The 22911-nt window shown below is 46.5% G+C and carries 18 protein-coding genes; 7 read left to right on the plus strand and 11 right to left on the minus strand.

Features of this window, described 5'->3' with window-relative positions:
* Window positions 1-156: 156 nt before the first annotated feature.
* The 3 genes from ACRRSX_RS21650 to ACRRSX_RS21660 form a co-directional block, all read right to left on the minus strand.
* On the minus strand, window positions 157-648 hold the full coding sequence (locus ACRRSX_RS21650) for a hypothetical protein (RefSeq protein ID WP_432455526.1): 492 nt from the start codon (window positions 646-648) through the stop codon (window positions 157-159).
* A gap of 77 nt (window positions 649-725) precedes the next feature.
* On the minus strand, window positions 726-2549 hold the full coding sequence (locus ACRRSX_RS21655; RefSeq protein ID WP_432455525.1) for a diguanylate cyclase domain-containing protein: 1824 nt from the start codon (window positions 2547-2549) through the stop codon (window positions 726-728).
* Between the two features lie 7 nt (window positions 2550-2556).
* Window positions 2557-3588: an ABC transporter substrate-binding protein gene (locus ACRRSX_RS21660; RefSeq protein WP_432455524.1), complete on the minus strand. Its 1032-nt coding sequence runs from the start codon at window positions 3586-3588 to the stop codon at window positions 2557-2559.
* Window positions 3589-4036: 448 nt separating this feature from the next.
* Between ACRRSX_RS21660 and ACRRSX_RS21665 the strand changes: the two genes are divergently transcribed.
* Window positions 4037-5284 (plus strand): methyl-accepting chemotaxis protein, encoded by a 1248-nt coding sequence (locus tag ACRRSX_RS21665; RefSeq protein ID WP_432455523.1) that lies wholly within the window; start codon window positions 4037-4039, stop codon window positions 5282-5284.
* A gap of 175 nt (window positions 5285-5459) precedes the next feature.
* Window positions 5460-6899 (plus strand): MBL fold metallo-hydrolase RNA specificity domain-containing protein, encoded by a 1440-nt coding sequence (locus ACRRSX_RS21670; protein WP_432455522.1) that lies wholly within the window; start codon window positions 5460-5462, stop codon window positions 6897-6899.
* Here ACRRSX_RS21670 and trhA read toward each other — a convergent pair.
* Window positions 6896-7528, minus strand: coding sequence for a PAQR family membrane homeostasis protein TrhA (gene trhA, locus ACRRSX_RS21675; protein ID WP_432455521.1), 633 nt, complete (start codon window positions 7526-7528; stop codon window positions 6896-6898). The two genes, ACRRSX_RS21670 and trhA, sit on opposite strands and share 4 nt — an antisense overlap.
* A 322-nt stretch (window positions 7529-7850) precedes the next feature.
* Here trhA and ACRRSX_RS21680 point away from each other — a divergent pair, with 322 nt between their 5' ends.
* A complete protein-coding gene (locus ACRRSX_RS21680) occupies window positions 7851-9026 on the plus strand; it encodes a hypothetical protein (RefSeq protein WP_432455520.1) in 1176 nt (391 codons plus the stop codon).
* A gap of 877 nt (window positions 9027-9903) precedes the next feature.
* Here ACRRSX_RS21680 and ACRRSX_RS21685 read toward each other — a convergent pair.
* The 7 genes from ACRRSX_RS21685 to urtA all read right to left on the minus strand — a co-directional run bounded on the left by ACRRSX_RS21685 (window position 9904) and on the right by urtA (window position 19243).
* A complete protein-coding gene (locus tag ACRRSX_RS21685) occupies window positions 9904-10983 on the minus strand; it encodes a hypothetical protein (RefSeq protein WP_432455519.1) in 1080 nt (359 codons plus the stop codon).
* 258 nt (window positions 10984-11241) lie between these two features.
* Window positions 11242-13125, minus strand: coding sequence for a methyl-accepting chemotaxis protein (locus tag ACRRSX_RS21690; RefSeq protein ID WP_432455518.1), 1884 nt, complete (start codon window positions 13123-13125; stop codon window positions 11242-11244).
* Between the two features lie 365 nt (window positions 13126-13490).
* Entirely contained in the window at window positions 13491-14186 is a 696-nt protein-coding gene (gene urtE / locus ACRRSX_RS21695; protein ID WP_432455517.1) for an urea ABC transporter ATP-binding subunit UrtE, read from the minus strand.
* Window positions 14187-14267: 81 nt separating this feature from the next.
* Entirely contained in the window at window positions 14268-15026 is a 759-nt protein-coding gene (gene urtD, locus ACRRSX_RS21700) for an urea ABC transporter ATP-binding protein UrtD (protein ID WP_432455516.1), read from the minus strand.
* Complete coding sequence (urtC, locus tag ACRRSX_RS21705) at window positions 15019-16227, minus strand: urea ABC transporter permease subunit UrtC (protein WP_432455515.1); 1209 nt, start codon at window positions 16225-16227, stop codon at window positions 15019-15021. Before urtC ends, urtD begins: the two co-directional genes overlap by 8 nt.
* A gap of 3 nt (window positions 16228-16230) precedes the next feature.
* Window positions 16231-17838 carry an urea ABC transporter permease subunit UrtB gene (gene urtB / locus ACRRSX_RS21710; RefSeq protein WP_432455514.1) on the minus strand — a complete coding sequence of 536 codons (1608 nt, stop codon included), beginning with the start codon at window positions 17836-17838 and terminating at the stop codon, window positions 16231-16233.
* Window positions 17839-17947: 109 nt separating this feature from the next.
* Entirely contained in the window at window positions 17948-19243 is a 1296-nt protein-coding gene (gene urtA, locus ACRRSX_RS21715; RefSeq protein WP_432455513.1) for an urea ABC transporter substrate-binding protein, read from the minus strand.
* A 390-nt stretch (window positions 19244-19633) separates the two neighbouring features.
* Here urtA and ACRRSX_RS21720 point away from each other — a divergent pair, with 390 nt between their 5' ends.
* From ACRRSX_RS21720 to ureC, 4 genes are read left to right on the plus strand one after another with little or no spacing between them, the layout of a single operon-like run.
* Entirely contained in the window at window positions 19634-20518 is an 885-nt protein-coding gene (locus tag ACRRSX_RS21720; RefSeq protein WP_432455512.1) for an urease accessory protein UreD, read from the plus strand.
* Between the two features lie 24 nt (window positions 20519-20542).
* Window positions 20543-20845 carry an urease subunit gamma gene (gene ureA / locus ACRRSX_RS21725; protein ID WP_432455511.1) on the plus strand — a complete coding sequence of 101 codons (303 nt, stop codon included), beginning with the start codon at window positions 20543-20545 and terminating at the stop codon, window positions 20843-20845.
* 35 nt (window positions 20846-20880) lie between these two features.
* On the plus strand, window positions 20881-21204 hold the full coding sequence (locus tag ACRRSX_RS21730; protein ID WP_432455510.1) for an urease subunit beta: 324 nt from the start codon (window positions 20881-20883) through the stop codon (window positions 21202-21204).
* On the plus strand, window positions 21201-22907 hold the full coding sequence (ureC, locus tag ACRRSX_RS21735) for an urease subunit alpha (protein ID WP_432455509.1): 1707 nt from the start codon (window positions 21201-21203) through the stop codon (window positions 22905-22907). The genes ACRRSX_RS21730 and ureC overlap by 4 nt, the downstream gene beginning before the upstream one ends.
* Window positions 22908-22911: the final 4 nt, after the last annotated feature.

Raw genomic sequence — 22911 nt, forward strand, 5'->3', positions numbered from 1 at the left:
TGCTGAAGGTGCTGACATTTCTAGTGCTATCGTGAGTGACTCACGCTAAGCACGCTCATCTTCGATGATGACTCTGATGTTGAGAGCCGCTAGTTGCAGCTAATCTTGTCACTAAAAAAGATGCCCTTAAACAGGGTTTCTCTTGGCTTCCCAGCATTACTCAGGGCGATGTGGTTTGTGCTGTGACTCATTTTGTGGCTTAGGTTGGAGCTCGGCTTGCGATTGGATGCTTTTACCTTTTACTTGCTGATGCTGGTATGCCTGTAAGCGTTTCACCTTATCAGCCAAAGTATTGGTCCAAGCGATATACAATAAAACAAACAAGGCAAGCATGCTCAGTACATCAAGCGAAGAGACCAACGAGGACTGTACCAAGGGATTGGTAAATATCATATTAAGCAAATCAATCAAGGCAAGGCCAGACAATAGCAAACGGCCGTGAATACTGCCGTAGCGTAAGGAGTAAGCAGCCAATAAACTGAACAATAATACAACTAAGGTCAATTCAAAATTGAGTGGAAAAATCCATAGCTTCGGGCCTGATTCAGCCTCCGTAAGTACTCCACTGAAAACCGCAACAAGCCACGCCAATAATGCGCAACCCACATAAGCGTTAATCGTCCATTTCATCATTCGAGTATGAGTCATATACAACCTCGCAAATGAGCTATCCAAAACAATGCACAGCGATATGTTTACTATGGATATTTGCAAACAACATCGACTCAGTCACTCACTAAATCAAGTACCGCACGATTACGCCCTTGGTGTTTGGCATCGTATAAACAATCGTCGGCCATCTGGAGTATCTCGTTGTTATCATCAACCGACATCGAGCTCAGCAATACCCCGCCTAAACTAATCGTCAACACTGGACTCACTTGCGAATCCTGATGCTCAACTTGAAGAGCCGCCACCTGTTCTACGATTCGCCTGGCCATCAAAGGTAGTTCATCTTGATTCACGTCGGTTAACAGCAACGCAAATTCCTCACCACCGACTCGCGCAACACAATCTTCGCTACGCTGAACCACCGAAGTTAAAGCCTTCGCCACCAATTTTAAAGCTTCGTCCCCCTGCAAATGCCCATAGCGATCGTTATAAGCCTTGAAATAGTCGAGGTCTGCCATCATCACGGCAAGCTTAGACTTGTGACGACGAGCACTCGCAATTGCTCGAGTAAGTTCACGCTTAAAGGGGCGGCGATTCAGTAAGCCGGTTAGCTCATCGGTTTCGGCTAATACCAATAAGCGTTGATTTGCTTGTAGTAATTCAGACTGCAATCGCACCAGTGCCAGCTCTTTCTTTTCTTTGATCAGCAAACTAGTAATCGCGGTCGCAAATTGGCTCAACAGCGTTACCTGATGATCATGCCATATCGATCGATAATTCAGACTCGCACAGCTCAGCAAACCAAAAGTCTGCTTGCCATCGTGTAAAGGAAAACCAGCAAAAGACTTAATACCACGCTCGCGCAACAAATCATATTCAGGCTCCGCCTGTTGCTTAACCGTTTCAATATCATTCACGGTAAAGGGTGTCGCATCGCGCAAATATGCATTCAGCAATCTCAATGGCTCTAAATCAATCGGATCGAGTCGGACCTCTTGCTCAAAAAGCGTCCAAACATTTCGATAAACCGCCAACGGGCCTTCAAAAGTAAAGATACAGACCCGTTCCACCGCAAATAAACGACCAATGATAGCAAGCGCACGTTGTAATAACTCATCCGTGGAGCCTTGAGTAAGAAAGGACAGTGATATCTCGGATAACAGTTTATTGGCTTCGGTTTGCCAATTCAGCAAAGCCGTTCGCTGTTCAACGGTAGCTTCCAGCTCCTCTCGATGTTGATGTAACTGTAATTCGGCAGCTAAACGCGCATCCAACCCCCGCTGAAAACGATGTTGCAATTGCCGCATTGAACTCGCAACCAAGCCAATTTCATCGTTACGTTGCAATAGCTGATCTGGCAATTGCACGATTTGCTGCTGCTTGGTGAAAATTTGATCCGCCACCTTGGCTAAACGGTGTAGGTCGTGAGTGACCAGACGCGTCACCAATAGCAGAATAATAAGAGTCATCAACAACGTCTTAAAGCCGTTAGTCAGAAAGATAACCAAAGCTTGATTTACAATATCACGTTTCACCACCGATAAGTCTAAACCGACACTTAATTGACCAAGGTTTTGCTGTTGATAAACCAAGGGATAAACGTAAATTTTCTCACTCAGCTCAGCCACACCGATAGCAATATTCAGCTCATCGTTAACTTCTAACTTAAGCATTCCCACATATTGTTGTTTGAGCAAAGCCTGCAGCAAATCATCAACCAAGTTGTAGTCGATATACCATAAGGCTTGTTCAAGTGCGGTAATATTGGCCTGGTTATACTCATCAACGCTTTGTTCGATGTGTCTTACCGCACCAGTGAAATGAAACGCTAACTGCACCACAACCGAGACCAACGCAAACACCGTGCTAGCACCAACAATCAGCAACACCATTTTTTTAGCAATTGGAGATCGCGATTTCAACAAGGCTTTTAGCATGGCATCCTCAATGGACAAACTCGAGTGTTAGCTTATTATGCTCATCCAAAAATAGTCGTTCAAAGGCGATCCCAGACCAGTCTTGCGCTTTGAGCTGTTGATAAAATTCTGTATTTGGTTGTACTAGTCTGAACATCGGTAGCGTCACATTTGACGGCAGTGCGTAACCCAGATAGTGCAGATGAATTAGGCGTAAACCCCAACCTGCAGCCATAAAGTGTCCTCCCCCGAGCGCGCTGAGTTGTCCCTGCTCTCTTAATTTGAGTGCTTCTAGTGAAACATTCACGCTACTTAAAAAAATATCTTTTCCAGCGCTTTTACCAATGTCTTGTATCGCTTGCAAACTGCCAAAAGCCATATGATCATTGGCCGTCCAAATATATTTGAGTTGGGGATATCGACGCAGCAAAGATTTGCTTTGTTGATAACTGCGAGCCTGTTCCCAATCACCATATATCACTGGTTTCACGCTTAAATTAGTTTGCTGATGAAAAAAGCTAAGAGCGCCCGCTTCCCTTTCCTTGGAGGCCGGAGTGGCTCGATCACCGGATATCAGCACCACTCCGCCAGGCTGCCCGCCCGCTTGCTGATACATCGCTTTAGCCGTTTGTTCGCCAATCCAATAATTATTCGGCACCAAACGGCTAATAATATACTGTTGCCAATGCGTATTTAGCGCATATTTTGAGCGCAGCACTGCTTCTAAATCGTTGAGTAATATCAATACATAAACTGGCTGCTCTTCCAACAAATGAAGCATTCGTGGCAAGCTTTGTTTCTCGTTAACCAACATCAAGTAATCGGGCAATTGCTGTTGCTGAATCATCTTCTCGAGATACTTAATCATTGAATACTGCTCACGTTTCGCGTGGAAAATTGTCAATTTTAAATCTAAACGTTGTGCCGCCGCGAGGGCAAACAAATCGACGTGTGCCCAAAAATTCTCCGTCGGCTTACCTGGATTAAGAAACACCACCGAAGGTTGCGCAAATACGCAAGCACTCAAAAAAATAAAGATTAAAGCGATGACTTTAAGCAAAGTCTAAACCTAGGAAAATAATCACTATCTAAAACTATAAACCACCTGACAAATTTAGCTTCTTTAGTTAGCATTCAGCCCTGTATTTACCGAACGAAAGCCAACCTTAGCGAACAAAAACCACAGCTAGAGCAGCGGCACCAATTCAATGGCTCATGATATGACAAACCATGAGTGATAAAGCCCTATGCTCAGGTCTATTTTTAGATCAAACAAAACCCGGTTCGTCGAAACCAAAACAGCCATGATACTTTGACCAAGCAGGTGGTTCGATGAAGCACGGCGCTCTGGCCAGCAATCAACAAATCCACGAATAATTTACTCGGCTCACAAGATCTTCGCGACGAGACCATTAATTTGCTAATTATTCTTCAATTCTCGATAAAAATTGAGCACTTAGAGCAAAAGTATGCGATCTTAGAAGACTAGTTATTTACGGAGAAATATAATGGCGCAGTTGTCGTTTAAACTAAAATTACTAATCAGTATTACGGTACTATTTTGTTGTTTGTTAGTGACAATGCTGATTTTTGGGAACGCATCACTCAGTACCGAGCAGGCTGCTGCTGCCACCCAATTAAATGCCAATCAAATTCAGGCATTATTTGCCGAAACGACAGCTCAGGCAAAAGCTAAAATGTTGTTAATTTCAGCGCTTGGTGGCCTTGTGATATTAGTGGTGGTGACCATGATATTACAAAACTTCTTAGCCTCTTTAGCTCGAATGACCCGCCACATGGGTTATCTCGCAGGAAAAGATGGTGACTTAAGATTGAAATTGGAGGCTCAACAGAGCCAAGAGTTAACCGACATGGCGCTGCAATTTAATGCCTTTACCGAAAAACTTCGCCAAATAATGCTACAGCTACAACAGCAGGCCAATCAGCTCACTCAAAGTTCACAGCAACTGGCAAAAAATGCTCAAACCTCTGGTAGCTTAAGTCGCCGCCAACATAATGAAACCGACAATGTCGCCACCGCGGTCAATCAGATGTCATCCAGCGCCGGAGAAGTCGCCGAACTGGCCAATGGTACTGCCAGTAACGCCCAAAAAGCCGAGCAACAGCTCAGTCAAACTCAGCAAGAGTTTCAATATTCTGTGGAACAGATCCGCGACGTATCATCAAGTATGGAAGGAATTAGCGAGCGAATCACCAAGGTTGCCGGACGCAGCCAAGATATTAACAGTATTTTAGAAACCATTCGCGGTATCGCCGAGCAAACCAACTTATTAGCTTTAAATGCCGCCATTGAAGCCGCTCGAGCTGGTGAACAAGGACGCGGCTTTGCGGTTGTAGCCGATGAGGTTCGTAATCTTGCAGGAAGAACCCAAAGCTCCACCGAAGAAATTAACCAGTTGATTCAAGCCTTACAAAGTGATGTGAATGCAACCGTAGATTTAATATCCACCAGTCGAGAACAAGTCAACAAAACAGCTTTAGATACCGAAGGTAGCTACGAACAGTTGCATAGCGTGGTCGCTAGTATTTCGGCCATCAACGACAATGCCGCTCAAGTTGCGACCGCAGCGGAGGAGCAAAGCCATGTCAGCGGCGATATCAATAATAATATTAGCGGCATGGGTGAAGCGGCTGAGCAGCAAAATGCCTTAACTCATGATATTGAAAATCTCAGCACCGAATTATCTCAATTGGCCCTGTTACTCAATGACCAACTGGCGACTTTGAAGGCCTAAGTTATCGTTAATGAGTACCAGTTTACTTTTTGCCAGCTGGTACTCATCCTTCCGATGAGCGGTTTAATTCAGTTCCCGTTCTCAATCATCCATCCCTTCATGCCGTGAGCCAACTCGCGAGTAACTTCATTAAACTAGCCTATCCTTAGAAGAAACAAGTCATTGGAGTTGGTTTATGGACATGACACTCACCTTTTTAGGAGCCGCCGAAGAAGTCACGGGATCTTGTCACTTACTCACCATCAATGATCGCCAGATCCTATTAGATTGCGGGTTGATCCAAGGTAGCAAAACTGATGCCCTACGCAATCATCAAGACTTCTATTTTGATCCGAGTCGCATCGATGCTGTCATTCTTAGTCATGCCCACATCGACCATTCCGGGCGGATCCCACAACTGGTGAAATCAGGTTTTAGCGGGCCGATCTACACTCATAAGGCCTCGGCAGAACTATCCGAAATCATGCTCAAAGATGCCGCCATGTTGCAGCAACGCGATACCGAACGAGTCAATAAGAAGCGATTGAAAAACAATCTTCCCACGATCGATATACTTTATGACGAACGCGATGTCGAACAAGCAATAAAGCAGTTCTTGCCCATTACCTACGGACAAAGAGTCAGCATTTTCCCCGGTATTGAACTGCGCCTCTCCGATGCGGGGCACATCCTTGGCTCTGCTTTGGTCGAACTATGGTTAACCGACCCCACCGGTCAGAAAAAAATTGTCTTTAGTGGTGATCTAGGCCGAGAAGGCATGCCAATTCTTAACGATCCGGTTGCCATTGATGATGCCGATTTAGTATTAATGGAAAGCACCTACGGCGATCGTTTTCACCGCTCTTGGGAAGAAACCATCACCGAACTGGAACAAATATTTGCCGCTGCGATCAGCCATAGTCAAGGTAATATTTTACTCCCCGCTTTTTCGGTGGGCCGAGCCCAAGAATTGCTCTACCTATTTCATCTTTATGCCAAACAATGGGATTTATCTCGTTGGAAGGTTTGCTTAGATAGTCCAATGGCGATAGAAGCAACCAAGGTATACATCAATAATTATCCGGTAATGGATGATGACTTTAAGCGCTTTACTCGGCAACACCCTGGCGAGCATCCCTTATTGTCTAATGTTGAATTTATAGAAAGCACCGAAGAGTCGATGGCGCTCAACGATATCAATCACGGTTTGATCATCATCGCTGGCAGCGGCATGTGTAATGGCGGCCGGATCCGTTGCCACCTAGAGCATAATCTTTGGCGCAGCGAATGTGATGTCATTATATGCGGCTATCAAGCAATTAGCACTCCCGGAAGGCTACTGGTTGATGGGGCAGATTACCTCACCATTCATGGTAAACCAGTGAAAGTGGCGGCTAAACTACATACCGTGGGCGGTTTATCTGCCCATGCAGACCAAGCGGAACTCATCGCTTGGTATCACCAATTTAAAGCGAGCCCTCCCTTAGTTTTAGTACATGGCGAACCACTAGCTCAACAAGGTTTAATCGCCGCTATCAATGAGCAACTCAGTCCGCCCCCCAGAGCTTTAGTCGCCGCAAAACGCGGCGATAAACTAGACTTGAGCGCCTTGCCAAAGCTGGTCTGGCTGCCCTAAACAATATAATGATATATCGCCGCGAAATGGCAAGCGCAGCCCGCCACCACAAATACATGCCATATCGCATGGCTGTAGACTCGATGTTTAGCGACATAAAAAAGCGCGCCAATACTAAACAACAAACCGCCAACAGCTAACCAGACGAGACCTAGGGTGGCGATATTCAAGTACATAGGATAAGCGAGCACTAACGATAACCATCCCATAATGAGATAAGTGCTCAAGGAAATTTTAGGAAAGCGAGTGCCAGTGAGTAGCTTAAAAGCGACCCCAAAAATCGCGAGGCCCCATATGATCAACATCGATCCCCACGATAGCATCCCCTCAAAGCGAAGCAACAAAATAGGGGTATAAGTTCCGGCAATTAACAAGTAAATAGCAGAATGATCAAACAGTTTTAAGCCTGCCTTCCAAGTGACATTGCGACACCCGTGATACCAGGACGAAGCCAAGAATAATAGGATCAATGCGCTTCCATAGATTGTCACCGCACTCACCGCCATCAAACCATTAGCCTTAATGATTAACATGACTAAACCGATGATCGCAATCAACAAAGCAATCCCATGAGAAGCAACATTCAGTTTCTCTTCACGCTCACTGTAGCCACTGGTCAATACGCTCATTTCGCAACCCATTTATCATCAACTGAATCAGCTTAAACTTTCAGCGTACAGTTGTACACTGAAAATAATATGAATTTTTATTGTCGTCGGACAGACATCATCACCGCATCTATAATGTGATTGATCATTAGTTTTTAAGTGCTTGAAATATTGAGTCTCACCGGCCGTTCAAGCGCTAAATCCTTTCCACCAAGAGTTCAAATTTCCGCCATAACGTATCGCAAAAAATTAACAAAGCGCCCGAGAGAGCCTGCATCATAAGCGTATTCAACTATAATTAAGGCACCAAACATCAATCACTTGCAGAGTTATGGAGAATGCGATGCGGCAACAACTTCCGCTTGCTTGGGCTCAATCGATAGCACTATGCCAAGACGTGAGCCAGCTAAACTTTGAACATCTGCTAAAGAACATTAGCAATGATCCTCAATTGCAAAAATTTGCGCCCGATGGGATCTGCCAAATCGACCCGCGCAACGGCAATTTAATTATCTATAATTCAGCGCGCGCCAAACGGATCCATACAACCAGCCCGCCGATAAACGTAAATACCAACCAAGCGTGCCCTATCTGTGAAGGTAAAAGCGCCGATATTTTAGATATTGCCGAACACAGTCAAGGTTTTACCTTTATCAATAAAAACCTGTACCCTATCTTTCATCCGATCAAGGAATTACCTCAAGAAGCCGCAGACTACTTTCAGCATCAAGATCCTTACCACAATGGTCGCGCCTCCTATGGCTTTCACCTCTTACAGTGGACCTCGTCGATCCACGAACTCGACTGGCATAACTTGCCCTATGCTGACGCCATGATTAGCTTTCAGCGATTGGCAGCTTTAGAGCAAAGCTTGCTGCATCAACCCACCGATTTTATGTCTCGTTCCGAAAGCAAAGTGGAACAACAGGTGGTCAGCGGATATGTCTCAATTATAAAAAACTATGGTGCCACCGCTGGGGCCTCGCTGAGCCATGGTCATCAACAGATCGCTTATAGCAATATTTTGCCACAGCATTTTTTTAATAACCTACGTTTTAGAAAACGTCATAACCGCCCCTTCAGTCAGTACATGATTGACGAAAATCCTAAAAAGCTATTAGTAAAAGACTATGGCGAGGTACAACTAATCGTGCCTTACTTCATGAAAAGACCACTAGACATGCTTTTGATCTTTAAAGACAACGAAAAACGCTACCTACACCAACTCAATCAACAACAGCAACAGCAATTAGTGCTGGGTATACAACAGGCGATTCGAGCAATCATGCACCTGATGGAACAGATGGGGATGAGCCCTGCCTATAATATGATTGTGAATAACGGGCCTGGCTGTGGTTTATACATCGAGTTTCTGCCCAAAACTCAGATGATGGGAGGCTATGAGCAAATCGGCTTATTTGTTTGCCAAGCCAACGCTTCTGATTCGGCCAAATTAATACGTCAACATATCGCAGCAGAATCCAACACTAAGCAATTTTGCGCTGCAGACAGTGGCTAACGATAACGGTTTAAACCGCAGTCTAAACACCACTCAAGCAAAATCCCCAGCAAACTGTGCGCAACCAACGGAGAAATCATCCGTTCCGCAATATTTTATATCCCCGATGCTGCGACCTGAGCTTTTCAAGTGTTTGCGTAATTCTGGCAAAAAAAGAAAAGAAGTAATGCTGATATCCATCGCTATATTTCACGGCAAGGACTTAGTTACACTGCGCAGCTTAGGGCATGTGGTTTGACAAGGGGGCTCAATGCTTTGTCTAAGCTCGCCCTGGCGACACACTCATCGAGCATCATGCAGATCACCTCATCGTACGGCATCTGATCCGCAATTTCGCAAGCTTTTAGGAAATAACGAGTCCCATGATTCATTCCCGAAACCAAATTGGTTTCCATAAGAGAACATAAGCCGAGTGCATCCATGTTGAGATTTAATTGAAAACAAGGTGTTTCGCCCAAAACCTCGCACACCGAAACCTACAAAAGCGGCAGCAGCCAAAGCCTTCACAGCAGCAAATATCATGCGCTTCGATTTCTTGCAGTATTTCACTATCAGATGCTTTTACTATCGCACCAAGGACCCACAGTCACTCTTTGTCTGCTAAACACTTCTACCAACACAGGCTACTGGTATTGACCATATAAAGACATAAGTTTTAACTCAAATTTAGCAAAGTTTTACACTAAAAAATGATCATCAACCATAACCATCAACTATCAATTAAGACAAATCACTTATAGCTAGCTGCCATCACCAAGAGTAGTTAGACGCTCTTTGTAAAACCATGAAATAGACAGCGCTTTCGGTGCTGTCTATTTCACTTGATAAGGGAATCATGCCTTGCTTCAAGCTGCAACAAACAAGCTCGTAGCTTAGACTATTTGTGTCCAGTCAAATCTGTCGACTGAGAGCGGGTCCTGCTGGTGTTCTGCACCGAACTCTGTAAGTCCCGCTGAAAAGACGACTTATACATTTCGCGGTTATCCTGTTTTAAGCGACTAAAGGTATTCGGCGCCGAATGCTGTAAGTCCATGCTGTCTTTTATACTCTGCCCGACGCCTGTCAGCGCACCATAAGTCAATAAGGCTAAGGACAAACGAGGGTTACCAACCACCCTTGAGAGAGGCTTGGTGAACATCATCCGGGTCGGTAGGAAGCGGGCCGTTTTACCCACGCGGGTTTGCCGAGGAAACATTCGGTCCATCGCCTGATTGGTATTTTGCCGCTGTTGGTAACGATGGTAGAGCGAGAATGCCAATAAACTAGAGCCTAACACCGGTGCAATTTTTTCCTGAGTATAATCGACAGCGGCTCGACCACCGTGGGCCAGCTTGTTTCCAGAGTCCAACTCCTGATACCGCTCATGCATATTCCAAAAAGTACGTTTAGCTTCCCCCATTTTCTGCTTACCAAACTTAGTTGGACTCTGATACAGCTCCCACGGCTGCAACAACTGGGCTTTACGCTGCTGTAAATAGCGCATTGACTGATCCGGCTGAGTAAAGAGCCTTGCAATATTGCCAGGATGATAACGTTCCATTGTTTTAGAAGGCATTTTATCGCCCACACCACTGGCATAACCTTTCCCGTATCGAAGCAAACGTTCGCTATTATCGGCCAATACATCAACGCCCTTATTAAACACCGCTTTTTGGATACGTTGAGGTAGCCAGTCATCCTGGCTGCTCTTAAACTTAAGCATTTCTCTGCCTTTATTGTTGGCGACGACGGCAGATTCCTGAACGCTTGAATCTAACTGTTGGTGAAAGGTGTTACGACGTTGTTGGGTCCAGTCCTTCACGGAATCCAGATGCTGCCCGAAGGGCGAGGACTGTAAAAACGATTGCTGATAAGAGGATAATTGGCTCTGTAGCCGATTAACATTGCGGCTGAAAAACCGAGTGGTGTCGAATAAAGGTTTAAAAGGGACTGAACTTCCCTTTGCTTGCTCGTCCATAACTCACTCCGTAGAAGACTCTTGTTTAATTCACTGAAACAATTTTCGGGCCACAAGGTAGTAAGTTATTTTTAACTTATAAATCAAATGATTACATCTTTACTTATTGTCCACTAAAACGCTCTGGGTAAATTATCACCCGGCCAATCTCGAAACACACCCGCTCGATACCGATAACAATGTCTATCGCTGCACAGGACAGTCACACTCCCTAAATCAAAGGGACGCAATGCGTCCCTTTAAACACACTATCACGGCTTACAATTTAAAAGTTTTAACATCGCTATTGAGTTCTTCGGCATGCGTTTGTAAGGCTTGTGATTGTTTTAAGCTATTATTCGCTCTCGAGATCAGGTTTTCAGTCACATCTTGGATCGCCACTACATTTTGTGAAATTTCATTTGAAACATGAGTTTGCTCTTCTGCGGCGGTCGCAATTTGAGTAGCCATGTCTCGAATTAACGTCACCGAAGCAGTGATTTCTTCCAAGGCATCACTCGCCTTATCGGCATCATCCACCGATCCGCTAGCTAGCTCAGAGCTACTAGCCATCAGCGAGACAGCGCGCTCGCTAGTTTTTTGTAGCAGATCGATGGTGGCTTTAATCTCTTCGGTAGAAGTATGCGTGCGTTGCGATAATACTCGAACCTCGTCGGCAACCACTGCGAAACCACGCCCCTGTTCTCCAGCTCTAGCTGCCTCAATCGCCGCATTTAAAGCCAGTAAGTTGGTCTGCTCGGCAATCCCTTGGATTGTGGTTAATACAGTACTGATTTCCATGGCATGTTGACTTAAATCGGCGATCACCGAACTTGCTTCCGTCACCTCGTTGGCCAGCCGGTTGATCGAAGCCTTGCTATTCACCACCAACTCATGACCATGGTTTGTGCTACTTGCCGAATCGTGAGTGGCCTGTGCTGTTCTATCCGCATGCGAGGCGATCTCGACTGTGGCCGAGGCCATCTCGGTCACAGCAGTCGCAACCATAACAATTTCTTGCTGCTGGCCTTCAATTTCTGCAACCGTCTCATTGGCGCTACGAATACCTAATTCTGATTGCTGTGTTAACTGGATCGACTGCTGCTGCACATGGCTGATCAGCTGCTGCAGACTTGAGACAAAAATATTAAAGTTATTGGCCAGCTCACCCACTTCATCTTGATTATCGATATCGATCCGCTGAGTTAAATCACCACTGCCTTGAGCAAACTCGGCTAAGGCACTCGACACTCGCCCCAATGGTTTGAATAAGATGTTACACAACAAATTGAATAAAATGACACACACAACCACAACCGCCAGAGTCGCCATCACTTGTCCCCAAACTGCTGCAAACAAGGGCTTAACCAACGAATCGTGATTCACCACAATCACCGTCGCCAAATTAGTACCGACGATAGCTTTAGCAAATAAAACAAACTGCTCACCCTGGATATTCACCGAGGCAGTTTTACCGACACGCAATGCATTTTGGATATCTGCGTAGTTTAAACCCCGCTCTGCCACCGATTTATTTAATAACTTAGTGTCTGAATACACGAAAAACTGGCCTTGCTGGTTCACGATGAACATGTCCCCTTGGCCCGGTAAAATCACTTTATCCAGAGTATTCATAATATCGGTAATTTCAACATCTGCGCCCAAGACTACTTGTTGACCATTCAGCCTTAAAGCTTTACCCAATGACACCACATTGGCCCCAGTGGCCGCGGCTACGGTTGGGTTATCCATAAAAACTTCACTCGGCTTGGCCTTCGCATTGATATACCACCCCCACTGACGCGGGTCATTGTTGCCGGCTGGCAATACCACGCCATTGGCATTTTTTTGCGAACCATCGGGATATGCGAGGAACACATTATCGAAGGCTCCCGAATCACGAATTTGTTGTAAATGCAGTACCAGTTGTTGCTCTTGAGCGGCTTCACTCAAAGATGTCAAAGCCCGTTCTTTAGATAGCAACCAATTGCTTACGTATTGATTATAAGCAGTCGAAGAGCTAAGTAGTCGCTGCTCCACATCATAATCGAGGCGCGACAAAGATGCCCTGAATGATAAAGCTTCTACTAGTAATCCACCCAAAATAATCGCCAAGCTAGCAGAAATGGCGAGTTTATTTTTCAGGGATATTTTTTTAAACATTCATAACCTCTATTGGGAAAAAGAAACAGCTATGCCCGCCTAACGGCGGTCGACACGATGTCACGGTGGGCATTGAACAATATGATCATCGACAAAGTCAATCGATGAGAATTCTTGGCTTGATTCTCCATCACAGCCCAAGATATTGAGCATTATAACTTTAAATATTTAACAACGCAGGTTTATCATCTACCAGCGTGAGCAAGATTGAATTAAACGTGATCTTTGACTAAATCATACCTCTGACCCGCAGCCTCATGAAACGCAACGATCAAGCTCCAAGCGTAACGTTAGGCCAAACAATAGCGACAAAAAAACCACTCAATAGAGCGGCTTGATCAGTGTCGCTTAAAGTGGCTAAAAACTTAAACACTCATCCAACGTTTTACATCCGCCTCATCGACGTCCTCTTTACGACCTTGCAAGACCACATTACCTCGATCGAGTACGGTGTAATGGTCGGCCAAAGCCACCGCAAAATCAAAGTACTGCTCTACCAATACAATCGCCATTTCACCGCGATCGCGCAGCAGCGCCAGTACTTTTTGAATATCTTTAATAATTGAAGGCTGAATGCCTTCAGTAGGTTCATCGAGCATCAACAACTTTGGCTGCATAATTAAGGCCCGAGCAATCGCCAGTTGTTGTTGCTGCCCGCCCGATAAATCACCGCCGCGACGGCTGAGCATTTGCTTCAATACTGGAAACAAACGAAAAATTTCATCGGGAATAAAACGTTCCGACTTCGGCAGCACCGAAAAACCAGTTTTCAAGTTTTCCAGAACCGTTAACTGACCAAATATTTCGCGCCCCTGCGGCACAATGGCAATGCCTTGCTTGGCACGCTGTGCGGCCGACAGTTTACTAATATCTTTACCGTTAAACATGATGCGACCGGCACTAATTGCTTGTTGGCCCGCCAGCGCCTTCAGCAAGGTGGTTTTGCCCACCCCATTACGACCCAGTACACAGCTGATCTTGCCCGCTTCAGCGTTCAAATCCACACTGTATAGCGCCTGACTAGCGCCATAGTGACTATTCACTTGAGAAAGTTCTAACATTTATCCACCTTACATAACGCTTGGCTGGCGGCACTGTGATGGCAGCCTGATTGACAAAATTCCAACATCAATTACGACCTCCTAGCGCCCTAAATAAACTTCAATCACTTGCTGGTTTTGCTGTACCTGCTCAAGAGTGCCTTGAGCTAATACCGAACCTTCATGTAATACCGTAACCGGACAATCGAGGGCTTTTACAAAATCCATGTCATGTTCAACCACCACCAGCGAGTGCTTCTTGGCCAGTTGTTTAAATAACTCGGCGGTTAAAGCGGTTTCTTCATCGGTCATCCCAGCAGCCGGTTCATCGATAAGTAACAACTGCGGTTCCTGCATAATTAACATGCCAATTTCCAACCACTGTTTTTGTCCATGCGACAGCGAGCCTGCCTGCCAATCTTGTTTATCGGCTAAGCGGATTAAGGCCAGCGTATCGTCAATGGTTTTATGAGCACGCCTGGAGAGTTTATGCAACAAGGATTCAAACACCCCTCGATGCCCAGCGAGGGCTAATTCAAGATTTTCAAAGACCGAGAGATTTTCAATCACCGACGGTTTTTGAAACTTACGACCAATTCCCAAATTAGCAATTTCAGCTTCATCATATTGAGTCAGGTCCACATCATTATTAAAAAATACCGAGCCTTCATCGGGACGCAACTTGCCAGTAATCACATCCATCATGGTGGTTTTACCCGCGCCATTGGGGCCAATAATCGCCCGCATTTGACCCGGCTCAAGGATCAACGACAAACTATTCAAGGCTTTAAAGCCGTCGAAGCTTTTGCTGACACCGTCCACATATAAGATTGTGTCTTGAGGAATATGTACGCTACGCATTCACCACTCCTTCACTTTTTTTGCCCGATTTAGCTGTTGGGCTAGCTTGTGCGTTTGCTTGACTATCGGAAGTTGTCATTACAGGCTTTCGCGCAGAATGAGCGGCGAACTTGGCCTTAATACTGGCATATAAGCCCACGACGCCCTTGGGAAGCCACAAAGTCGTCACCACAAATAAACCGCCTAAGAAAAACAACCACAGCTCGGGGAAAGCGCCCGTAAACCAAGACTTACCAAAGTTCACCAACAGTGCGCCAAAGATGGCGCCAAATAAAGTGCCGCGACCACCTACTGCCACCCAAACAATGCTCTCAATCGAGTTGAGCGGTGCAAATTCGCCAGGGTTAATAATACCAACCTGTGGCACATACAGCGCCCCCGCAACCCCCGCTAACATCGCCGAAACCACAAATACAAACAATTTGAAACGTTCCACCCGGTAACCGATAAAGCGCGTCCGGCTTTCACTATCGCGCACCGCAATTAATACTCGCCCCAGCTTGGAATTAACAATCCAGCGACAAAGCAGATAAGCCAGCGCTAATGCCAACGCACTCAAAGCAAACAATACCGCACGGGTACTCTCCGCCTGCAAACTAAAACCAAGAATATCTTTAAAATCGGTTAAGCCGTTGTTACCACCAAAACCCATGTCGTTGCGGAAAAATGCCAACATCAGGGCGTAGGTCAGGGCCTGGGTAATAATCGACAAATACACGCCGGTCACTCGGGAGCGAAAAGCCAGGTAACCAAAAATAAAGGCCAAAATACCCGGTGCTAAAAACACCATTAACATGGCAAAGGGAAACCAATCAAAACCAAACCAGTACCAAGGCAACGCCGACCAATCGAGAAATACCATAAAATCTGGTAGCTCTGGGTTGGCGTATACCCCACGGTCGCCAATTTGTCGCATCAAGTACATACCCATGGCGTAGCCACCCAAGGCAAAAAATGCACCGTGCCCCAAACTTAAGATGCCGCAATAGCCCCACACTAAATCCACCGCCAGCGCGAGCAAGGCATAACACAGATACTTGCCTAACAGGGTAACCCAATAAGAGCTAAGATGGAGTGGGTTTTCCGGGCTAAGTGCCAGGCTCATGAAGGGCACTAAAACCGCCGACAATAACAAGGCCAGCAACATGGCGTTGCCAACTTTGTCTTTCACTAAAAATCGAACTAATACTGACTTCGGCATGAACTAGTCCTCCACCGTACGACCTTTCAAGGCAAATAAACCTCGAGGACGCTTTTGAATAAACAGAATGATGAAAACCAGCACCAAAATCTTGGCTAAGACTGCGCCAGCAAAAGGTTCCATTAACTTGTTCGCAACCCCTAAGGTCAGAGCTCCAATCACCGTACCAAACAGGTTACCCACACCGCCAAATACCACCACCATAAAGGAATCGATAATGTAATTTTGCCCCAAATTCGGGCCAACATTGGTCAACTGACTTAAGGCCACTCCAGCAATACCAGCAATGCCCGAGCCCAAGCCAAAGGTCATGGCATCCACCCAACTCGAGCGGATCCCCATTGAATTGGCCATCGCTCGGTTTTGCGTCACCGCCCGCATTTGCAGACCGAAAAAGGTCTTGCGCAAAATGGTCCATAACAGGGCAACCACCATAAAACTGAAAATAATGATGTACAGGCGGTTATAAGTCAGCGACAACACGCCGTTAATTTCCAACGAACCGCTCATCCATTGTGGGGTAATCACCGCTTGGTTCAAAGGGCCAAAGATGCTGCGCACCGCCTGCTGTAACACTAAACTTAAACCAAAGGTCGCCAACAAAGTTTCTAGCGGACGACCATATAAGAAACGGATCACCCCTCGTTCGATCAAAATCCCTACCAGCCCCGATACCACAAAAGCCGCAGGGATCGCCACCAACAGCGACCATTCGATATGATGAGGCATCAACTGTTGCACCACATAGGTGGTATAGGCGCCGAGCATGATCATTTCGCCATGGGCCATGTTAATCACGCCCATCACCCCGAAGGTAATCGCCAGGCCAACCGCAGCCAGCAATAACACCGCCCCCAAACTCAAGCCAAAATAGATATTTTCAGCGACGCTATTCAGTTGCAATAACTGCTGGTTGGTCGCTATCGACTCGTTAATCGCGGCCAGCACCTTGGCGTCTTTTTCAATTGTTTGTTGTTTTACCAGTACATTACGTGAGGCAGGGTCTAACTGACCAGACAATAGTTCGGCAGCCTCGGCACGCGCCGATAGATCGGCAAATTGCAGGTTAATGATCGCCTGCATTTCTTTAAGTTTGGCGATCACCGCCGGATCTTGCTCCAGCACCATACGCTTTTCGATGAGCCCAGAATATGAGCTATCTGCGTCATTCATTAGCGAGCGGATCGCCGCAATGCGCTGCTCGCTGGTCTCTGCATTCAAGCCGACCAATGCCAAACCATTGCGCAGTTGACGGCGAATTTTGTTATTCACGGTAATTTTCTTAATTGCCTTTTTTTTCAGGGTGCCTAAATCACTGCCATCAATTACCGAAGTAATCGCATATTGCTTACCTTTCTGCTTAGCGATAACCACTTGTTTGCTTGATTTGATGTAGTACAAGTTAGCGTCTAACAGACTTTGAAAAATTAAACTATTCCGTGGATCGGTAGTTTCTATAAGCTGTTCAATCGCTTGCTGCTTCTGGGTGTTTTTTTTGGTGGTTAAAGTCTGCACGGTCTGTGACCAATCGCTGGCTGGTGCTGCAAACAAAGCACTACTGAATAAAAGTGCCAACAACAGTGCGGAGAAACGAGATATGTATATGCTCAAAACAATCCCTACTTTCTATGGATAACAATTAAAAAAGGCGCTACCGAAGCAATTCAGTCGCGCCTTTCATTTAAGCACCGGAGGCGCTTAGCTGTTCAGGCGAACCGACTTAATAGTTCTGGCCTGAACATTGGCCGGTCTTAATATTGAAGTTGCCACAGCTAATTGGCGCGGTCCAATCAGCAACTAACAGGGCACTTTCAGGAAGATGGTTCGTCCAGGCATCGCCAATCACACCACCCATGGTTTGCCATACGATATCGAACTGACCATCGGCTTGAATTTCACCAATTAGCACTGGTTTGGTCAGATGATGGTTGGTATTCATCACGGCATATCCACCAGTGAGATTCGGTACGGTAATACCATACATCGCTTCTCGGACTTCATCGGTAGCGGTCGTGCCAGCTTTTTCAACCGCTTCTGCCCACATTTGGAAACCGATATAAGTTGCTTCCATAGGATCATTGGTCACGCGTTTGTCATCGCCAGTATAGGCTTTCCACGCGGCAATAAACTCATCGTTGGCTTCACTCTCAGCACTTTGGAAGTAATTCCATGCCGCTAGGTGACCCACCAAAGGAGTGGTATCAAAACCAGACAGCTCTTCTTCACCCACCGAGAAAGCCACCACAGGGATATCTTCAGCCGATATCCCCTGGTTGGCTAACTCTTTATAGAATGGCACGTTGGCGTCACCATTAATGGTTGAAACCACCGCGGTTTTTTTACCTGCGCCACCAAATTTCTTAATATCAGAAACGATAGTTTGCCAATCGGAATGACCAAAAGGCGTGTAGTTAATCATGATGTCAGCAGGCGCGACCCCTTTAGACTTGAGGTAAGCTTCTAGAATTTTGTTGGTGGTGCGTGGGTAAACATAGTCGGTACCGGCCAATACCCAACGTTGAACGCCTTCTTCACTCATCAAGTAATCCACGGCAGGGATTGCTTGCTGGTTAGGCGCGGCCCCTGTATAAAATACGTTTTTAGAGCTTTCTTCGCCCTCATATTGTACTGGGTAGAATAACATGCCATTCAATTCTTCAATCACAGGCAACACCGACTTACGCGACACTGAAGTCCAGCAGCCAAAAATTACATCCACTTTATCCTTGTCCAGTAATTCGCGTGCTTTTTCGGCAAACAACGGCCAGTTAGATGCAGGGTCAACCACCACCGGTTCCAGTTTTTTGCCTAACAAGCCACCTTTTTTGTTTTGTTGGTCAATCATCATCAGCACGGTATCTTTCAGTGTGGTTTCACTGATCGCCATGGTGCCTGACAAGGAGTGCAAGACTCCGACCTTGATAGTATCTGCTGCCTGAGCTGCGCTCATTGAAAAAGCTAAAGCTACGCCACTGGCGACTGTGGCTATTTTCTTCCATGTATTGTGTTGTGTCATTGCTATATTCCCTATTTTTGTTGCTTTTAAAGCATGCGATACCTCATGCATTGCTAGTCGAACTGCAGCACTGACCATGCCAACCAACCAAAATCATTATAAAACAATCAGTTAATCCCAGAGACAAAGCGAAACACAAGATCCTAATGCACAAGAATCGAACATTTGCCTCAAAAACATGCACCAAAATATTTTAGTGACTAATAAGTATTCATCTATTGCACCAAAGAAAGGCGCTCGCACCATAAAGATCCACGATCAGGATAAGAATTTGTGACCAATACGCATTCAAGCTAGTGCTGCTTAGTACAGGAAAAGCTGGTTTGGTTCTTGCTGTATTTATCTAAATAAATAAGGTCAAAAACAACTAGTTAGCTAAAAAGGAATGATGTGAGTCAGCTTACTCAAGTCAAGCACAGCAGTACTCCGGCGCCAATTAAGCAAGGCTGGCTAGCCAAACTCGAGCTAGGTTTTGCGCCAATTGCGGCCAAGACTCGCTTAACCTTAAACCAGAGTATTGGCCCATTACGGGTGCAACGACCGTTTCACCCTGAGCGGCAAGCAAACGATTGTTGCCACGTTTACTTATTGCACCCACCTGGGGGCTTAGTGGCTGGTGACCAGTTACATATGAACGTAACATGTGCCGAAGGCAGTAAGGTCTTACTCACCACCCCCGCCTCTGGCAAACTGTATCGCTCCAATCTTGCTCGCCAGCAACAGAGTCAACAACAGTTGTTTCACCTACAAACCAATAGCAGTTTGGAATGGCTACCACCGGAAACCATCGTGTTTAATGGCGCTCAAGGCCGTTTAGACAGTCACTTTAAGCTACACGGCAATGCCCAATTAATTGCCTGGGAAATCACCTGTTTAGGCCGTAAAGCCAGCGATGAAGACTTTGATCATGGTGAATTATTGCAATCGATTAAGGTTTATCGCGAGCAGCGTCCACTATTAATCGAGAATACTCGTATTCATAACGCAGTGAGTGCCAACAATCCAGCGGCGCTGGCAAGTAAACATGTCTATGCTTGTATGCTAGCCACCGTTGACCAGCTCAGTGAGGCCAAGCAAACCGAACTATTAGAACTTTTACGGGAGCATCTTAGCTGTCCACAGCTGGGGATCACCCTCGTCAGAGGCCTAATTATCTTGCGTTATTTAGGCGATCAGGCCGAAACCGTGCGTCAGCAATTTGAAGCAGCATGGGCGCTGATCCGCCCATGTACCCTAGGCCGAGAAGCCATAGCACCACGCATTTGGAATACCTAATTACTCACAAATTACGAGGCAAATATGGAATTAACACCAAGAGAGAAAGACAAGCTACTGCTGTTCACCGCATTTTTGGTTGCCGAGCGACGCAAAGACAAAGGCCTAAAACTCAATTATCCAGAGACCGTTGCCTATCTTTCAGCGCAAATCGTCGAAGGCGCCCGCGAAGGCCGAACCGTCGCCGAATTAATGAGTTGGGGAAGAACCCTGCTCAGCCGCGATGAAGTGATGGATGGCATCGCAGAAATGGTCCCTGAAGTGCAGGTTGAGGCCACCTTTCCCGATGGCACCAAACTTGTCACTGTGCATAACCCGATCCCTTAGGCCTGGCCTCTAGCACCAACAACAAGGAACGACAGATGATACCTGGAGAACTAATTATTGAAGATGGTTGGATAGAGCTCAATCAAGGCTTAGCCACCACTAGCATCGATGTTGCCAATAGCGGCGATCGCCCGGTACAAGTGGGTTCACATTACCACTTCGCCGAGACCAACCCAGCCCTGCATTTTGACCGTAAGGCCGCCTTTGGCATGCGACTAAATATTGCAGCAGGCACCGCAGTCCGTTTTGAACCCGGACAAAGTCGCCAAGTAGAACTGGTTGCTTTAAGTGGTAAGCGCGAAGTCTACGGTTTTCGTGGTGAAGTAATGGGTGCCTTAGACACCAAGGAGCAAGCATGAGCAAGATGGATAAACGCGCCTACGCCGAGATGTTTGGCCCAACGCTAGGTGACAAGGTGCGTCTAGGCGATACCGAACTCATCATTCAAGTCGAAAAAGATTACGCCCAATATGGTAGCGAAGTGAAATTTGGCGGCGGTAAGGTGATCCGCGACGGCATGGGGCAAAGCCAAGCCAGCTGTGCGATGGTACCCGATACGGTGATTACCAATGCCTTGATCCTTGATCATTGGGGCATTGTTAAAGCCGATATCGCGATTAAAGAAGGTCGCATTCAGGCCATTGGTAAAGCAGGCAATCCGGATATTCAAGATAATATTGATATCGAAATTGGTGCCGGTACCGAGGTGATCGCCGGTGAAGGACAAATTATAACGGCTGGCGGAGTCGACTCTCATATTCACTTTATTTGCCCGCAGCAAATCGAAGAAGCCTTAATGTCTGGCACCACCACCATGTTAGGTGGCGGCACCGGACCAGCCACAGGTACCAATGCCACTACCTGTACTCCGGGGCCTTTCCACTTAGGTAAAATGCTGCAAGCGGCTGACAGCTTTCCCATGAACCTAGGCTTTTTAGGTAAAGGTAACGCCAGTTTACCACGCCCGCTAGAAGAACAACTGGTTGCTGGCGCCATGGGTCTCAAACTTCACGAAGACTGGGGCACCACCCCGATGTCTATCGACAACTGTTTAACCGTGGCCGAAAACTACGATGTGCAGGTGGCCATTCATACCGATACCCTAAACGAGTCGGGTTTTGTAGAGGATACCCTCGCCGCTTTTAAAGGCCGAGTGATCCATACCTACCACACCGAAGGCGCCGGTGGCGGTCACGCCCCCGATATCATTACCGCTTGTGGTTTAGACAATGTATTACCCTCGTCAACTAATCCAACTCGCCCCTACACGGTAAATACCGTGGATGAGCACCTGGACATGTTAATGGTATGCCATCACCTCGACCCGTCAATCCCAGAGGACGTGGCGTTTGCCGATTCACGGATCCGCAAAGAAACTATTGCTGCTGAAGATATTTTGCACGATTTAGGTGCCTTTTCGATGATTGCTTCCGATTCACAGGCCATGGGGCGGGTCGGCGAGGTGATTACCCGAACCTGGCAAACCGCGCATAAGATGAAGCAGCAACGCGGCTTACTCGAAGAAGATAAAGCTATAGGCTGCGACAACTTCCGCGCTAAACGCTACGTCGCCAAGTACACCATCAACCCAGCGATTACTCATGGTATTGCCCACGAAGTCGGCTCGGTGGAGGTGGGTAAGTTAGCCGACTTGGTGTTATGGAAACCAGCCTTCTTTGGCGCAAAGCCTTCACTCATCATCAAAGGTGGGGCAATTGCTGCAGCACCGATGGGCGATCCCAATGCTTCAATCCCCACTCCGCAACCGGTTCATTACCGGCCGATGTTTGGCGCCTATGGCAAGGCCATGAGCGAAACGAGGGTCACCTTTGTCAGTCAAGCGGCGCTGGACGCCAAGGTACAGGATACCCTCGGGTTACAGAGTCGCTTGGTAGCTTGCAAAAATACCCGCAACATCACCAAGAAAGACATGGTGCATAACCACTATCAACCCCATATGGAAGTCGATTCACAAACCTATGAAGTTCGTGCCGACGGCCAATTACTGGAATGTGAACCTGCAACCGAACTGCCACTGGCGCAGCGCTACTTTTTATTTTAAGGAG

It is taken from the genome of Agarivorans sp. QJM3NY_30, assembly GCF_050870855.2.
Classification (GTDB): domain Bacteria; phylum Pseudomonadota; class Gammaproteobacteria; order Enterobacterales; family Celerinatantimonadaceae; genus Agarivorans.

Bases quoted from the DNA above. Each gene is read 5' to 3' on its own strand.
- ACRRSX_RS21650 (WP_432455526.1), bottom strand. From the start codon at position 648: ATGACTCATACTCGAATGATGAAATGGACGATTAACGCTTATGTGGGT.
- ACRRSX_RS21655 (WP_432455525.1), bottom strand. From the start codon at position 2,549: ATGCTAAAAGCCTTGTTGAAATCGCGATCTCCAATTGCTAAAAAAATG.
- ACRRSX_RS21665 (WP_432455523.1), top strand. From the start codon at position 4,037: ATGGCGCAGTTGTCGTTTAAACTAAAATTACTAATCAGTATTACGGTA.
- ACRRSX_RS21670 (WP_432455522.1), top strand. From the start codon at position 5,460: ATGGACATGACACTCACCTTTTTAGGAGCCGCCGAAGAAGTCACGGGA.
- trhA (WP_432455521.1), bottom strand. From the start codon at position 7,528: ATGAGCGTATTGACCAGTGGCTACAGTGAGCGTGAAGAGAAACTGAAT.
- ACRRSX_RS21680 (WP_432455520.1), top strand. From the start codon at position 7,851: ATGCGGCAACAACTTCCGCTTGCTTGGGCTCAATCGATAGCACTATGC.
- ACRRSX_RS21685 (WP_432455519.1), bottom strand. From the start codon at position 10,983: ATGGACGAGCAAGCAAAGGGAAGTTCAGTCCCTTTTAAACCTTTATTC.
- ACRRSX_RS21690 (WP_432455518.1), bottom strand. From the start codon at position 13,125: ATGTTTAAAAAAATATCCCTGAAAAATAAACTCGCCATTTCTGCTAGC.
- urtE (WP_432455517.1), bottom strand. From the start codon at position 14,186: ATGTTAGAACTTTCTCAAGTGAATAGTCACTATGGCGCTAGTCAGGCG.
- urtD (WP_432455516.1), bottom strand. From the start codon at position 15,026: ATGCGTAGCGTACATATTCCTCAAGACACAATCTTATATGTGGACGGT.
- urtC (WP_432455515.1), bottom strand. From the start codon at position 16,227: ATGCCGAAGTCAGTATTAGTTCGATTTTTAGTGAAAGACAAAGTTGGC.
- urtA (WP_432455513.1), bottom strand. From the start codon at position 19,243: ATGACACAACACAATACATGGAAGAAAATAGCCACAGTCGCCAGTGGC.
- ureA (WP_432455511.1), top strand. From the start codon at position 20,543: ATGGAATTAACACCAAGAGAGAAAGACAAGCTACTGCTGTTCACCGCA.
- ACRRSX_RS21730 (WP_432455510.1), top strand. From the start codon at position 20,881: ATGATACCTGGAGAACTAATTATTGAAGATGGTTGGATAGAGCTCAAT.
- ureC (WP_432455509.1), top strand. From the start codon at position 21,201: ATGAGCAAGATGGATAAACGCGCCTACGCCGAGATGTTTGGCCCAACG.